At 37.8% G+C, this 16,446-nt stretch carries 11 protein-coding genes; 10 read left to right on the plus strand and 1 reads right to left on the minus strand.

The window, feature by feature from the left end; translation table 11 throughout:
* Positions 1-90 precede the first annotated feature (90 nt).
* The gene (locus AC57AW_RS13890; protein ID WP_496352353.1) at positions 91-903 is read left to right on the plus strand and encodes an alpha/beta hydrolase; all 813 of its coding nucleotides are present in this window, start codon (positions 91-93) and stop codon (positions 901-903) included.
* Positions 904-1,123: 220 nt separating this feature from the next.
* On the opposite strand, the gene AC57AW_RS13895 is transcribed toward AC57AW_RS13890, so the two are convergent.
* Positions 1,124-2,221 (minus strand): TauD/TfdA family dioxygenase, encoded by a 1,098-nt coding sequence (locus tag AC57AW_RS13895; protein WP_318845837.1) that lies wholly within the window; start codon positions 2,219-2,221, stop codon positions 1,124-1,126.
* A 217-nt stretch (positions 2,222-2,438) separates the two neighbouring features.
* On the opposite strand from AC57AW_RS13895, the gene AC57AW_RS13900 reads away from it, so the two are divergent.
* Genes AC57AW_RS13900 through AC57AW_RS13940 form a run of 9 tightly spaced genes read left to right on the plus strand, consistent with a single transcriptional unit; the run spans position 2,439 to position 16,158 of the window.
* The gene (locus AC57AW_RS13900; RefSeq protein WP_496352354.1) at positions 2,439-3,965 is read left to right on the plus strand and encodes a pyridoxal phosphate-dependent decarboxylase family protein; all 1,527 of its coding nucleotides are present in this window, start codon (positions 2,439-2,441) and stop codon (positions 3,963-3,965) included.
* The gene (locus tag AC57AW_RS13905) at positions 3,937-6,345 is read left to right on the plus strand and encodes a GNAT family N-acetyltransferase (protein WP_496352355.1); all 2,409 of its coding nucleotides are present in this window, start codon (positions 3,937-3,939) and stop codon (positions 6,343-6,345) included. The genes AC57AW_RS13900 and AC57AW_RS13905 overlap by 29 nt, the downstream gene beginning before the upstream one ends.
* Entirely contained in the window at positions 6,338-7,654 is a 1,317-nt protein-coding gene (locus tag AC57AW_RS13910; protein WP_496352356.1) for a lysine N(6)-hydroxylase/L-ornithine N(5)-oxygenase family protein, read from the plus strand. Before AC57AW_RS13905 ends, AC57AW_RS13910 begins: the two co-directional genes overlap by 8 nt.
* Positions 7,655-7,661: 7 nt before the next feature.
* Positions 7,662-9,473 carry an IucA/IucC family protein gene (locus AC57AW_RS13915; RefSeq protein ID WP_496352357.1) on the plus strand — a complete coding sequence of 604 codons (1,812 nt, stop codon included), beginning with the start codon at positions 7,662-7,664 and terminating at the stop codon, positions 9,471-9,473.
* Complete coding sequence (locus AC57AW_RS13920) at positions 9,470-10,873, plus strand: MATE family efflux transporter (protein WP_496352358.1); 1,404 nt, start codon at positions 9,470-9,472, stop codon at positions 10,871-10,873. Before AC57AW_RS13915 ends, AC57AW_RS13920 begins: the two co-directional genes overlap by 4 nt.
* 1 nt (position 10,874) lies before the next feature.
* Positions 10,875-11,120 carry an acyl carrier protein gene (locus AC57AW_RS13925; RefSeq protein WP_047374822.1) on the plus strand — a complete coding sequence of 82 codons (246 nt, stop codon included), beginning with the start codon at positions 10,875-10,877 and terminating at the stop codon, positions 11,118-11,120.
* A 4-nt stretch (positions 11,121-11,124) separates the two neighbouring features.
* A complete protein-coding gene (locus AC57AW_RS13930) occupies positions 11,125-12,513 on the plus strand; it encodes an AMP-binding protein (protein ID WP_496352359.1) in 1,389 nt (462 codons plus the stop codon).
* Entirely contained in the window at positions 12,500-14,968 is a 2,469-nt protein-coding gene (locus tag AC57AW_RS13935; protein WP_496352360.1) for a TonB-dependent siderophore receptor, read from the plus strand. Before AC57AW_RS13930 ends, AC57AW_RS13935 begins: the two co-directional genes overlap by 14 nt.
* Positions 14,969-14,970: 2 nt before the next feature.
* Positions 14,971-16,158, plus strand: coding sequence for a PepSY-associated TM helix domain-containing protein (locus tag AC57AW_RS13940; protein ID WP_496352361.1), 1,188 nt, complete (start codon positions 14,971-14,973; stop codon positions 16,156-16,158).
* The last annotated feature ends 288 nt before the right edge of the window (positions 16,159-16,446 follow it).

The following is a 16,446-nucleotide window of genomic DNA, read 5'->3' on the forward strand; positions in this document are numbered from 1 at the left end:
ACAATTTTGCTTTGTCATAAGATCATTGGTACACAATATGTTTTAAGAAATAAGACACCAGTGATTATCATTAATTAAACATTATTCAGCATGAAGAAGCTCATCAACATTGTATTTGTACTGACTGCCTTTATACAGATATCAGCACAAAAAATTATTCATCAGGAAATATTCAGTCCAAAAATGAATAAAAAGATCAAAACGATCATCATTACACCTAATCTTCAACCTAATACGACTTATCCAACGGTTTATATCCTTCATGGTTTCAGTGGTAATCCGGATAGAATCATTAAGCAGGATATTCCTGATCTGGTTCAGAAAGCTCAGGAATACAAGACAATCTATGTACTTCCTGATGGAAATTACAGTTCATGGTATGTAGACAGTCCCACTATCAAAGACTCACAATATCAGACTTTTATTGGGAAAGAACTGGTAGAATTTATTGATAAAAATTATCCCGCAAAAACTGAAAAGAAATCCCGTGGTATTTTGGGATGGAGTATGGGCGGCTATGGCGCAACCAATATCGGAGTTACGTATAACAAAACATTCGGTATCGTGGGAAGCTCATGCGGAGCCCTGGATTTCAATTCGTTTGGGGAAGGATATCAGAAATACATGGTGAACAACGTTCTGGGACCACTGGAATTTATCAACCCGAATTTCCTGACAGACAGTAAAATAAAATTGATGTCCGGAGCAGGGCAGCAGTATATTTTCGATTGTGGTACGGAAGATACTCAAATGATCAATATGAACAGAAACTTTCATAAAAAACTAACAGAAATGAAGATCCAGCATCTCTACATAGAATCTTTGGGAGGACATGTTCCTGAATATTGGAGCAGATCATTATCTGAACAACTGTCTTTATTTGACAGGTTTTTTAAGCAATGAACATATTTTTTAAGTTTCGGCTAAAGCCCATTCCTATTGAATAGGTTAGTATCAATATAACCATGTCAAGGTTTTAAAACTTAACATGGTTATGAAAGAAAGTCAAAATAATTCCTGAATTTAAATAAGAAAATATAAGTAAAATAAAAATCCTTTTTAAGCTGTGCTTAAAAAGGATTTACGATTGATTGATGTTCAAAAATGCTAACTAAGCATCATATTAAAAATGTTTAAAGTTTTTTCCCAGATGTTCCTCTATGACAAAGAACGGATCCTCTGTGAGAGTATGCGCTCTCATGTCAATAAGGCTTACTTTACTCATCATGCGAAGCATGATTCTTCTTTCACACGGCTCTTCTATACCGTCAATATTTCTTACTCCCGCGCGGAAAGCGGACCTTCCATGGGCACATAAATGATTATTAACCAAAATAACATCTCCTGCCTGAGGGGTAAACCCGGAATAGATCAAATGTCTGGCCTCTTCCCAAAACTCATGCAGAGAATTCTGCGCTTCATCCGACTGCCTGATACTGGAATTGAACAGCTGTTCAGCAGCATCAAATCTCATAAACGGAAGACTGTAATTACCATATAAAACAGAATCTAATGCTTCTTCTTCAGTGGTTTCTGTCTCCAGGTTGGCATCTTTTGGTATTTTATAAATACGCTGAAAAAGAGGTCTGTAATTTTCGCCAATAGATTTATGAGAACGGATGGAATAAAGAGTGGAAGGAACCTGTTCTTCATTTCTCACATACATAAAGCTTAAAAAGTCTGCCTGATGTTTCAGAAATGCATCTTCGGTATGTACATACAAATCTGTTGAAGATCCTGACCCCGTTTGGGTTTCTTTCATTCGTTCATCAGGAATTATAGCATGAATTAATCCTCCACCTTTACGCTGCGAATAATATTGTACAGGCTTGGATGGAAGTGCCCCATGAATAAGCGCACATGCGAAACCATATAAATTGAACTTTGAGTAATCTGCCGACTGCCAATTGGATGGAGTAGAGCCTATATCCTCTTGATCTATATCCATTAATCCGGTAAAGATCAATGCGCCATACTGATTTTTTGAAAAGTCACTCGCAAAATCAGCCGCTATATTTAAAATTCTTTCAGGTAAGAAATAAGAAGCCAGCTGATGCACATGTCTTATAAAATCACGATTTTCATAACTGTCATATTTTTTCTGAAGATGTTCCGCTGCATCTCTTATCATTTTTTTCTCCTGAGAAGTGACTTCTATGACCGTAGGAAGCAGTTTTACCGCTGTTAAACAGTCTTTATCTAAAATTTCTGTAGAATTCATTAAAAAAAATTTGGTGTTAACTAATAATTTTTATCTTTGTTTTTAATTATTCTAAATAACAATAGCCGGTTCAAATTTAGTAATAAATAAACAACCACCAAACAAAAACTTAAAAAAAATGACAAAATTAAAAACCTGACATTCAGACATATAAATACGTATATCTGAATAGTAATAACAACTCACTGATTTAAAAAATCACCTTACAAATACTTATATGAACAACAAAATAATATCCCTGGAAGCACTTTCAAATGCAACCTTGCCTCACAATTCGGGGAATTTTGGGAATATTTTTCACCCTGACAATTACGATCACTACCGTAATGCAGTCAACAGCACTTTAGACCTTGTACAGGAATTCCTTTACAGAAACGATAAACCTTTCAGCGGTATAGAAGCAAGAGAAATGAAAGGAATGGTACAGCAGATTGATCTTAATCATAAACTTTCCAATTATAATGAGCTTCTTGCTGAAGTAGATGATATCTATGTAAAACATGCAACGGCTTTTCATCTTCCTCAATATGTAGCACACCTTAACTGTCCGGTTGTAATTCCGGCATTGGCAGGAGAAATTCTTGTAAGTGCAATCAATTCTTCTCAGGATACTTATGATCAGAGTGCCGGAGGAACTTTCATGGAAAGAAAACTGATCGACTGGACTGCCGATCAGATCGGATATAATACCGAGGAAAGCGATGGAGTTTTCACGGCAGGAGGCTCACAGAGCAACTTAATGGGATTGGTCATGATGCGTGACTGTTTTTCTCAGAAAAGATATAATCACAATATTAAAATGGATGGTCTGCCGGTAGAGGCAAGCCGTTTCAGAATATTTGTTTCAGATAAATCTCACTTCAGCAATCTGAAAAACGCTTCCATTATGGGACTGGGTGAGAAAAGCATTGTTAAAGTTCCTACCGATGAAAGATTCCGTATGGACATCTCTCTTTTGAAAAAATACATTAAGAGAGAAGAACAATTAGGAAATATTCCTATTGGAATTGTAGCTACAGCAGGAACTACAGACTTTGGAAATGTTGATCCAATGGAAGATATCGCCAATATCGCAGAACATTATAATATCTGGATGCACGTAGATGCGGCTTATGGCTGTGCTTTACTGCTAAGTGATAAATACCGTGATCTGATTAATGGTATTGAAAGAGCAGATTCAGTTACAATTGATTATCACAAATCATTCTTCCAGCCTATCAGCAGCAGTGCTTTTATTGTTAAAAATAAAAAAGAACTGTTGATCCTTAAACATCATGCTGATTATCTGAACCCTAAAGAGATGGATGAAGAAGAAATTCCAGCCCAGATCAATAAATCGATTACCCAGAGTACCCGTAGATTTGATGCTTTAAAGCTATGGTTTACCCTGAGAATGATGGGTAGAGAACAGCTGGCAGAATATACAGATACCGTTATAGATCTTACCAAAGATGTAGCAGCCATGATTACTGAGGATGCAGATTTTGAACTGCTTTCAGATTCGGACTTAAGTGTTCTTGTTTTCAGATATCTAAGATCAGACATTAATGATCTGAATGCTCTTAATCAATACATTAAGATGAAACTTTTCTACAGCGGAGAAATCCTTGTAGCGAGTACAAAGGTGGATGGGAATTTCTATCTGAAGTTCACTTTCCTGAACCCAATCACAACAACTGAAGACGTTCATCAAATTCTTACTACAATCAAAAACCATGGAAAAGACTTTAATACAGAAAAATAAAACAGGAGAAAAAGCCCGTGAAATTACCTTCAGGATCCTGCTTAACGGAATGTTGAGAGAACTTGGAAATGGAAAATTTTACCAGGGAGTTCCAAAATATGATCTTCTTACGGCAAAAGCTCTTCAGAACAGTGATTATCCGCTGCATATAAGATTTGAGATGAAGAAAAGCGGACTGTTTTTATTTGCTCCGGTTTCTTATCGCTCGGAAAGTGCTTTTCATGAATACGGATCTGCTTTGTGGGCTGTTGATCATCACAATCAGACTGTTTTTGAAGTGAATAATGAAAAACTGATTGAACTGATCTATCTGGAATTTTCAGAAACATCAAGTGAAATAGGGCTGGAACGGTTTGCTAAAAGACTTCACAGCAGTTTAAGAAATCTGGAATTGACAACTGAAGCATGTCTTCAGGACGACCAGCTTTTAACCTATTCTTTTCTGGAATCTGAACAAATGCTTCCTGCAGGACATAATCTGCATCCTTTCACCAAATCAAGAATGGGATTTTCCGAGGAAGAGCAGTTTTTATATGGTCCTGAATTCGGCAAAGGATTCCAATTAGATTACTTCCTGATTCATAAAGACTGTATCACAGAAAAATCTCTTCCGGGGATTTCAGCAAAAGAAATCTTCGAAAAATGGGCATCCATACCAGAAAGTTACGATTTTGAAAACATCAATGATTTTTACATTGTTCCATGCCATCCATGGGAAGCACAATATCTTTTGTCAACAGAAGAATATCCGGAAATGCTTGGGTCTGGGAAAATCATTCACATCGGGCCATTGGGAGAAGATTTCTATGCAACATCTTCTATAAGAACGGTATATAATCCTGATTTCAGCTGGATGCTAAAGTTTTCTTTGCATGTTTTGATGACAGGTTCTGTGAGAACAAACAGCTTAAAAGACCTTAACCGGGGGTATGCTTCCGCAGTATGGTGGCAGCATGAAAAGGCTTCGTTTGAAAATAATTTCCCTGATTTTAAATTGTTGCTGGAACCTTCTTCTTTAAGTGTTCATTACGAAGGGAAGAATATGGAGAGTTTGAATGTACTGATCCGTGAAAATCCTTTTTCAGCTGAAGATAAAGTTATTTTATTGGCAAGGCTTTGTCAGGATGAATCTTTGGATGGGTTCAACTTTACAACACATTTCTTTAAAAATGTTGCGAATCAACTGGGAATGGAAACGGAAAAGGCTGCCATTATCTGGTTTGAAAAATATGTAAGTCTATTGCTTTCTCCATTAAACAGATTGTATAGTCAGTTAGGCATGGCTCCGGAAGTTCATCAGCAAAACCTTCTTATTCAACTGGATAACCAACTTCTTCCTCAATCTATCTATGTGAGAGACGGACAAGGGTATTTGATAAAAGAAAGTTCTAAGGAAAAATACCAGAATCTGATCAAAGATTATCCTGAAATTGAAGATCTTTTCATTAGAGATGAGCGTCTTCTGGACATTATTTCTCACCATCTTTTGGTAAGTAACCTAAGTGCATTGATCTCATCACTAGGTAAAACAGGTCTGGTAAAAGAACGAAGACTGATTAACATTCTGTACAGAGAATTTGAAAACCTTCATAAATCTGAACCATCATCTTTAACAGAATATGCATTAAATCAAAGATATTGGGCTGTAAAATCAAATCTTCAGTCGGCAGTTGCTGATGTAGACGGCGGGGTGAATGCTTCATCAATTTCTTATGCTAAAGTTCCGAATCTTCTTCACAAACATTTCTTCTCAGATCAGCTGATTCATCCTCAAGGAACAGAAGTTTTCTTTAAAAGGTATTTCCAGAAAGAAGATGTAACCATGAGTATGCGTCCTATAGATCTTGAAAATGACCTTGAAATGCTTCATGAATGGTTCAACCGTGAACATGCGGTAAAAATCTGGCAGATGAACTGGCCTATTGACGAACTGGAAACCTATTACAGACTGATGCTTCCAAGTGATGAAGCTCATAGTTATATCGTTGCTGGCAATGATGAACCTTCATGTAATATCGAGATCTATTGGGCATGCAGAGATATTGTAGGCGATTATTACGAAGTATTGCCTACAGATTACGGAACGCACCAGTTCATAGCACCTACTGATCCTAAGAAAAAATTTGTATCTCCATCTACACAATCTATGGTTGACTATGTTTTTGCACAGCCGCAGGTAGGAAAAATGGTAGGAGAAGGATCTGTAGACTCGCTTGCTTCTATGATGAATAAAGCCCATGTAGGCTTCAAAGTAGATAAAGTAATTGAAATGCCTCATAAAAAAGCCAATCTGAACTTCTGTTACAGAGAATGGTACTGGGAAAAATTTCCACAGAATAAGGAGGTACAAATCACCACAAACATCACAAAAAATGACTAACGAAGCCGTATACAATGTAATAGGCATAGGTATAGGCCCTTTCAATCTGGGACTTGCCGCATTATCTAACCCAATTCCGGAACTGAAGACTCTTTTTCTTGACCAAAGAGATGGTTTCGACTGGCATCCGGGATTGATGATTGACCATGTAACCCTGCAGACTCCATTTTTATGCGACTGCGTTTCTATGGCTGATCCTACGAACTCTTTAAGTCTTTTGAATTACCTGAAAGAAACCGGAAGGCTGTACAAATTCTTTATCCGTGAAAGTTTCTTCATCCCAAGAAAAGAGTACAACCGTTACTGCCAATGGGTCATAGAACAGCTTCCACAGTGCCGTTTTTCAACGCAGGTAGTTGATATCACTTATGAAGAAGGTTTATATCACGTGACTACTGTTCATACAAAAACCAAAGAAACGACAGTTTTCAAAACAGAAAGACTGATTTTAGGAACGGGGACACAACCTCATATTCCTTCTTTCATTCCTAAAGATGATTCACGTGTTATTCATACCAGCTCTTATCTGTACAGAAAAGAAGAACTTTTATCTCAGGGTAAAAAAATTGCGATTATCGGTTCTGGCCAGAGTTCAGCAGAGGTATTTTATGACCTTCTTCAAAACAGAAATGAAGAGACACAACTGGGCTGGTATTCCCGTCCGGACAGATTTTTCCCAATGGAATATTCTAAATTGACACTGGAACTTACTTCACCTGATTACGTAGAATATTTCTACAACAGAAGTGAGTCTGCAAGGAAAATCATTTTAAGCAAACAGCAAGCTCAGTTCAAAGGAATCAACTACGATCTGATCAATGATATCTATGATTTTATCTACGATCTGAATATAGACAATGAAGATCCTAATCTTACAATCATTCCTAACAGCCAGTTAAATAAAGTAGACAATAGCAACCCTGATTTCATTAATCTGGAATTCACCCAACTTGAGCAGGAAGTTCCTTATGATCAGGAAGCGGATTATCTGATTCTTGGGACAGGATATCGCTATCATGAGCCTGGATTCCTGAAGAATATTCAGTCCAGAATCAAAAGAGATTCAAGCGGATTGTTTGATGTCAATAGGAATTATTCAATAGATCATAACGGAGGGGAAATCTATGTACTTCACGCTGAAGTACACACCCACAGTTATATTTCTACCGATCTGGGAATGGCGGCTTACCGTAATTCCTACATCATCAATGATATTCTGGGAAGAGAACATTATAAAATTGAAAAGAAAATTGCTTTCCAGGACTTTGATGTGGAAAAATATGCTGATTTACCAACTGCCAAAATTTAATCAAAAAATGAACACCAACTTAAAAAATACAATAAGCCAGGACAACTGGAATCAGGCTAACAGAAATCTAATGGCCAAAACCATCGCAGAACTGATGCATGAAGAACTTCTGAAACCTGTGGTAACTTTTGAAGATCAGGACGGATATACCGTTTTCAAACTTGAAACAGGATTTGAAAATATTACCTACAGCTTCCGCGGACAGGAAAGAATGATGGATTACTGGCATATTGATAAAAACAGTATTACAAAAACCGAAAACGGTGAAGATTTGTCTTCAGTAGATGTAGCGGCTTTCTTCCTGGAAATGCAGTCTGTTTTTGATTTAGATCCTTATACCATTGCAAGATATACAGAAGAGTTACTGCATACGCTGTATTGTGATTCTTTGATTTTATCAAAAGGAGTAATGTCTTCAAAAGACCTTGCTGATGCAGATTATCAAACGGTAGAACACAATATGACCGGACATCCGTGGGTAATTGTAAATAAAAGCCGATTAGGTTTTTCTCCAAGAGATTTGAAAACATTTGCCCCTGAAGCAGATGAGAATTTAAAAGTAATCTGGCTGGCATCCCATAAAAGCAGATCTTCATTCCAATCTTTGGAACATATTGACAGAGAGCAGTTTTATCGTTCTGAAATAGGAGACTTGCTATATAATGATTTTCAGCAGCAACTGATCAGTAAAGGTAAAAATGTTGAAGATTATCACTTTATTCCTGTCCACCCTTGGCAATGGGAGCACAAGCTTCAGATTCATTTTACAGGAGATATTGCTTCCGGACTTTTAATCCAATTGGGAGAGGGTAGTGATACCTATAGTCCGCAGCAGAGTATCCGTACTTTATTCAATGTAGATCATCCGAAGAAAAGATATTTGAAAACAGCTGTTTCTATTCTGAGTACAGGAAATATCAGAGGATTATCGCCTAAGCAGATGAAAATTGCTCCAGCCATTACGGATTGGGTAAAAGGCTTAATCAAAGGTGATGCATATCTGGAAAATAAAGAAACTATTTTCTTAGGAGAAGAAGCAGCGATCACTTATTTGCACCCACAATACGGAGCTATTGCCAGCGTTCCCTATCAATATAATGAATTCCTTGGAGCATTATGGAGAGAAAGTGCTGAAAATTATCTGAAAGAAGATGAGCAAATGGTAACCATGGCTTCTTTACTGTATGTAGACGAAAACGGAGTTCCATTAGTTCAGGCATTTGCAGAAAAAGCAGGTGTGAGTATCAAAGAATGGATTGAAAGCTATCTCGATGCATATCTTACGCCTTTGCTGCATATCTATTACACGCATTCATTATGTGTAACTCCACACGGAGAAAATATTATGGTTGTGTTGAAAAACGGAGTTCCGCAAAGAATTGTGATTAAAGACTTTGTAGATGATATTGTTTTGACCACTGAAGCCAGAGAAAAGCTTCCTGCACACCTTGCAGATGGTTTGATTCAGTCTTCCAACAAAGAAAATATCCCGTTGTTCATTTTGCTGGGCGTTTTTGATGCTTTCTTCAGATATCTGTCAAATGCTCTGCATACGTATTCTGATTTTAAAGAAGAGACATTCTGGGAATTGGTTCATAACTGCATAGAAAACTATAAAGCTGAAAATAACCACCTTCAGGAACGTTACGAAAAGTATGACTTGTACGTGCCGACATTCAAAAGATTTTATATCAACAGTCTGCGTCTGAAAAATAATGGTTACAGTGAAAATAAGGCTTTTGCGATTCCAAGAAAAGATGGAGCACTGCCCAATCCACTGTATCAGATTGCCAATAAAAATTCAGTAGCAGCAGTATGAGGAAATTCCTGCATATACTAAAAGAAGGAGCGGTTTTTGCCTATGGAGCTATCGCCGGGAAAAAAGTCGAGCTGACTTCCGGAAGCATCAACCGTTCCATCTTTAGCCTTGCCATTCCTATGGTGATGGAGCTTGTGATGGAGTCTGTCTTTGTAAGCGTCAATTTATTGATTATTGCCAAATTAGGAGACAAAGTTCTGGGACTTGTAGGGATCACAGACAACTACATCAATTTTGCTTATGCCATTGCAGTAGGACTTGGTATTGCAGCAGCTACACTTATTGCAAGAAGAGCGGGTGAAAAGGATAAAGAAGGAATGGGGAGAACGGCTCAATACATTATCCTGCTGGCTTTATTCTTTGCTTTATTTATTGGTGGGATCTCGTGTATTTTCGCATCAGAAATTGTCGATTTCCTGGGAGTAAACGCCAGTGCAGTAGTTGATGGAATATCATTTTCAAAATTGGTCTTCCTGAGTATAGGACTTGTGATTCTAAGACTTTCGGTAAATGGACTTTTCAGAGGGGCCGGTGATGCAGATATTGCCATGAAATCCCTTTGGATCTGCCATATTTCCAATATCATATTTGCCGTGATCCTTGTTTTCGGATTAGGATTTATTCCTGCTTTCGGATTGATGGGATTGGCATATGCTACTGTTTTATCAAGAACATTAGGGGTTTTATACCAGGCTTTCATATTGGCTACGGGGAAAACCAGCATCAGCATCAGAGTTCCTTTCCATGTTGACATTCCATTGCTGCAGAAGATTCTGAAAATAGCCTTTGGAGGATTGGTTCAGTATATCATTCCCACATCCAGCTGGCTGATTATGGTAAAAATCATCTCTACTTTCGGTACAACAGCTCTGGCAGGATACATTATTGCCCAGCGTATTGCTTCGGTAGCTACGATGCCTGCCTGGGGAATAGGGAATGCAGCAGGAGTGCTTACAGGACAGAACCTGGGTGCCGGAGAACCGGAACGTGCAGAAAAAACAGTATGGAGAGCAGGAGCCATCAACATGACTTATCTCGTAATTGTAGCTTTATTCTGGCAGATTGCTGCTGAATATGTGGTGAAATTTTTCACTACTGAACCTGAAGTTGCAAGATATGCGGTGCAGTATATCCATGTGGTTTCTATGGCTTACCTGCTGTTAGGATTCACGATGGTGATCAGTCGTGCTCTGAATGCTGCCGGAAACATTCTGCAGGTTACACTATTGTACCTGGTGATGTTTTATGTGATTCAGCTTCCTCTGGCATATCTCTTAGGAGTAAGATTTCAGTGGGAACTGAGAGGAATATTTACCGCTATCGTTTCTTCGGAAATTGTTTTAGCCGTGTTATTCCTAATGATTTTTAGAAATGGAAAATGGAAAACTATAAAAATTTAAAATGAACACTACAGAAGAATTTTATGAAATTATCGCCTCTGCCATCGCTATAAAAAAAGAACTGGTAGATGAAAAACTAACGTATCAGGAAATCCCGGAATGGGATTCTATGTCTCATCTTCTTATCGTAGAAGCGCTTGAACAGTTTTATCAGATCAAATTTGATTTTAACGATATTCTTGAGATGGGAACCGTCGGAAAGATCCGCGAAAAAATGAAAAAATACGAAGTATTCGTAGAAAACTAAGCATATGAAAATTTTAGAAAATGTAATTGCCAATAAGAACTTGGAGTTTACAGATGCTTCCACCGGTAAAACAATACCGGTGGGAACACTGTACCGGTCTTTAGGCTTAAACCCCGTAGAAAAAGGCCTGCTCTTTTTGTACAATGACAATCAGCTGCCCGGCATTGAGGTACTTCTCAATTTTTACGGAACAGCCCACACGATTGCAGTACTGGGACAAAAACTGCATGAGGAATTCAAAGAACGTATTGAGGCAGAGTACCGTCCGAAATACATCTTTGATCAGCAAAGAGAAAAAATTGAAGGATACAGCCTGAAAGAATTCTCAGACCATATCAGAATCTTTACAAAGGATGATTATAAGAGTGAAGTTACGATTCATCCTGATATCAAAATCCTTTTGAGTACTTCAGGAACTACAGGTGTTCCGAAGCTGGTTAAATTATCTGATGAAAGTCTTTATCAAAATGCTTTGAGCATCCTTCAGTACATGCCCGTTCAGGAATCCGATGTGGTTCCTTTAAACGTTCCTATCAACTTTGTATACGGATTCTCTATTTTCACCACCAACTGTATGCGTGCCGGAAGAATTGTCTGTACAGATAAAGACATTATGCAGAAAGCATTCTGGGATGAAATGGAAGAATACGGCTACAGTACTTTGGGTGGAGTACCTTTCCTCTATGAAAATTTGAACAGAATAGGATTCTTCAGAAAAGATTCTCCAAGTCTGAGATATTTTACCCATACTGGCGGAGTAATTAACGCTGAATTGAGAAAAACTATTTTCTCTTACTGTCATGAATTTAAGAAAGATTTCTTTGCACAATACGGCCAGACTGAAGCAGGTGGAAGAATGGCTTATCTTGCAACAGAAGGATTGCTGGAGGGAGAAACTTCTATCGGAACTCCTGTACACAACGGAAACTTCAGAATTGATCCTGAAACCGATGAACTTCTCTTTTCACACATCAGTATTTTCGGAGGTTACGCCAATAAGCTGGAAGATTTGACAACGTATGAGCAGCCTTCTGTACTGCATACCGGAGATACCGCCAGAAAAGGTGAAAACGGAATTTATTATATCACAGGAAGGATAAAACGTATCATGAAGCTTTTCGGAATACGTCTCAATCTGGATGAGGTAGAATTCATTCTTAAAAATGAAATGCAGGGCAATACCTTCGTATGTCTGAATGCCAATGATAAAAAAATCGTTGTGCTGTATGACAATCCGGACATTGATCCTCAGATCATCACCGAAACCATTAAAAATAAACTGCGTATCAACCCACAATATGTACGCGTAGAACGTATAGAATCATTCCCATTATCACAAAACGGTAAAATAAACTATCCCCTGTTACAAAACTTACAGCATGAAAACATCTAAAACCCTTATATTACTTCTTGGTCTTGCTTTATCTTCAAACTCGCTTTCTGCACAACAGGGCGACAGAATTCATGGTAAGATCATGCTGACTGAACAGGCACCAGTAAAAAATGCTATTTTAAGACTTGTCAACACGTCTTATCAAGCAAAAACCAATAATTTAGGAGAATATTACTTTGAAAATGTACCACCTGGAGAATATACGCTTCAGGTGGTTTTAAATGACATCGAACTAATGAGGGAATCCATCCACATTCAGAAAGATGTCAATGAAATTCCTGCAATCTACGCCCCGTTACACAATAATGTGATAGAGGGAATTACCGTATATGCAGTGAGCAGAAATAAATTTTTGGATAAAGACAGTACTTCAGTGGCCAAAATGCCTTTAAAAGTTCTTGAAAATCCACAGGTTTATACAAGCATCAACCAGCAGATCATGAAAGAACAGCTTACTTACGATATCTCGGAAGTATTGAAAAATGTTCCGGGAATGGTAAAAATGCAGGGAAGTCCGGGAAGAGGTTCCGGAGACGGAAGTTTCTATTACAGCCTTAGAGGTTTCCCTACCAAAGTGTCAATGGTTGATGGTGTTCCGGCAACGACCAACGGAGAAATAGATCCTGCCGATCTTGAACGTCTGGAAGTGATCAAAGGACCTTCAGGAACATTGTATGGAGGTGCGGTAACTTCTTTTGGAGGTTTGATCAATGCTGTAACCAAAAAACCGAAAGACTATTTCGGAGGAGAAGCTTCTTATTTGATGGGAAGTTACAACCTGAACCGTGTAACAGCTGATGTTTACGGACCCATTACAGAATCCAGAAATATGTTATTCCGTTTAAATGCGGCTTACCAGTATCAGAATGGTTTCAGAGATTCTGAATTCAGAAAATCATTCTTTGTAGCCCCTACAATTAGTTATCAGGTTAACGAAAGGCTTAAATTTAATTTAGGAGCTCAGATTTACAATTATGAAGGAACAAACACTCCGATTATTTTCCTGACCAGAACAAGGCCTTATGTTGCTCACAATCCTGATGAACTTGGCTTCGACTGGAAAAGGTCATACTCCAACAATGATATGACCCTAAAAGCTCCATCTATCAATGTAAAAGCTGAGGCTGTCTACAAAATTGCAGACAAATGGACTTCACAAACCTTGCTTTCAAGAAACTTCAGAAAAACGGAAGGTTTGTATCAATATCAGTTTATCAGAGGAACAACCAGTGATGCTTTGCTGGAACGTAATGTACAGTGGCAGAACTCAGAAGCTTCTTCTACAAGTGTTCAACAGAACTTTAATGGAGAATTTAATATCGGAAAAATTAAAAATAAAGTGTTGATTGGATTAGATTATCTCAATCAGACCATCAATAATAACCATTCTCCGATTGTGGTATATGATTATATTGATGGGACAAATCCTTCAGGACCAGTGGTAGCACCAGTAACAGGAATATATGGTAACATATCCAAAGATCTTGCACTGCAAAAAATTCAGGCTTTTACCCAGGCTGCAATGCTGGTGGGTAAATCTCCATTGGTACGAAATACCACAGCATCCAATCTTTATGGAGCTTATATTTCAAATGTAACCCATATTACCGACCGTTTGACTACATTGATCAGTTTGCGTATGGACCATTATGAAAGTAAAGGACAGCTTAATCTAAATGATAACAAACGTGCGGGTGAATTCAAACAGACTGCATGGTCTCCAAAAGTGGGAATCGTATACCAGATCCTTAAAGATCAGTTATCAGCCTATGGGAACTATATGAATGGGTTCAGCTACACAGCACCTGTTACACAACAGTTAGCCGACTATAGCGGTGATATGAAACCACAGATGGCTAACCAGTGGGAAGTAGGGATCAAAGGGAATCTTTGGAGAAACAAAGTTAATTTCACGGTGAGCTACTATGATATTTTAGTAGATAATATACAGAGAGGAAGCGGAGTTATCCGTGATGGAAAGGAATATAATATTGTGGTCCAGGATGGGACGCAGAGAAGTAAAGGTATTGAAATCGAAACCATCATGAATCCTATTCAGGGATTAAATATTATGGCGGGATATGCCTATAACCACAGCCGATATGAAAAAGCAGATCCGGCTGTAGAAGGACGTCGTCCAGAATCTGCAGGTCCTGCGAATGTGTTCAATTCATGGATCAGCTATATTCTTCCTATCAAAGGTCTTCAGGGACTGGGAGTAGGTTTTGGAGTAAACCGTGTAGGAAAGCAGATTACCGGAAATAAAGTCGTTACGGGACAGTTTGCATTCCCTGCCTATACTTTAGTCAATGCTTCCATTTCCCTTGAAAAAGAAAGATACAGATTAGGATTTAAAATGAATAATCTGGGTAATGTACAATATTTTGCAGGACAGGGAGTTGTAGTAGCTCAGATGCCTCGTAATTTTGTTGCTGAGGTAAGCTTTAAATTTTAAGAATGAAGTTAAAGTTTAGAAAAATTGCATATCAGTTACATCTATGGCTCGGACTAACGTCCGGGCTTATAGTTGTTATCATGGCCGCTACCGGATGTATCCTGGCTTTTGAAGAAGAATTAAAACATATTATTCACCCCAACAGATATTACGTTGAAAACATTGGAAGAAAAAAACTTGAATTGTCTCAACTTACGGAAAAAGCAGAAAAAGCACTTCCAGAAGGATTGAAGATCAAAAGAGTAGTGATCTCTTCCGATCCCTCCCGAACCTATATCTTCCGAACTCTTAAAATGGACGACGAAGCATGGACGTATTGGGGAACTTATCTTTATTATTATAGGATTTATGTAGATCCTTACACCGGAAAAGTACAGGAAGTGGAAGATGCCAAAAAGGATTTCTTTGAAATTGTGCTGGATCTTCACAGAAGACTTTTACTGGGCGAAAAAATCGGGAAAACAATTACCGGTTATTCCACATTGATATTAGCTGTAATCCTTTTATCGGGGCTTGTGATATGGTATCCCCGCAAAATGAGTAAAGCCATGCTGAAAGGTATGTTTTTCATTAAAACATCCGCCAATTGGAAGAGAATCAACTATGACGCTCATAATGTATTGGGATTTTATGCCGTAATTCCTTTACTCTTAATCTCTTATTCCGCATTGATATGGAGCTTTGAAGATGTAGACAAATGGGTAAAGAATACATTAAACGGAAATACTCCTATAGAAGAGAAAGCCAAAAGTACCGTTCCTTCCGAAGAATTTTCCAACCAGGGAAATATCCTCAACCTGATTGGAAATACTATGGAAAAAGGTCTTCCTGGTAAAAAATCAGCGCTTATCAATTTCCCGAGATCAGAAGAAGGGACTTATTATGCAGAGCTGACTTATGACGGCAGACAATATCGCAACGAACAATTTAATTTTGATCAATATTCAGGAGACGTTTTAAAATCTCAGTCTTATAAAAACAAAAATATCGGATATGGAACCGCATTAAGAGAAAGAAATTATGATCTTCACACCGGAAGTATCTTAGGATTGACCAGCAGAATTATTTATTTTCTCGCTGCTATCATTGCAGCATCACTCCCGATTACCGGTTTTATTATTTATTTAAATAAGAAAAAGAAGAAACCAAAACATAAGAAAAACAAAATAGTTTATCCTTCTCATCATTAATAAAAGCCTCTGGAAAGGGGCTTTTTTTTTAAGCCACAAAAGTCACAAAAGATTTTATTTTAACCGTTTAAATAAGTTTAAAAAGGTGCGCAGAAAAGTTCGCATAAGATGAAAATCAAAGATTTTCTATAAACTCATGTGTACTTGTTTAACGTAAATCAGGCTCTTAAAACTTACCTGTTCAAGACTTTTGTGCCTGTTGTGGTTAAAAATAATTAATGTAAAAGATTGTACAATTTCTATTTTTAAATACCCTCAATCAATTTTATCGAAGATAAAATCCTCGCG

It is taken from the genome of Chryseobacterium sp. BGA-UO-ETr-SB22 (genome assembly GCF_059567885.1).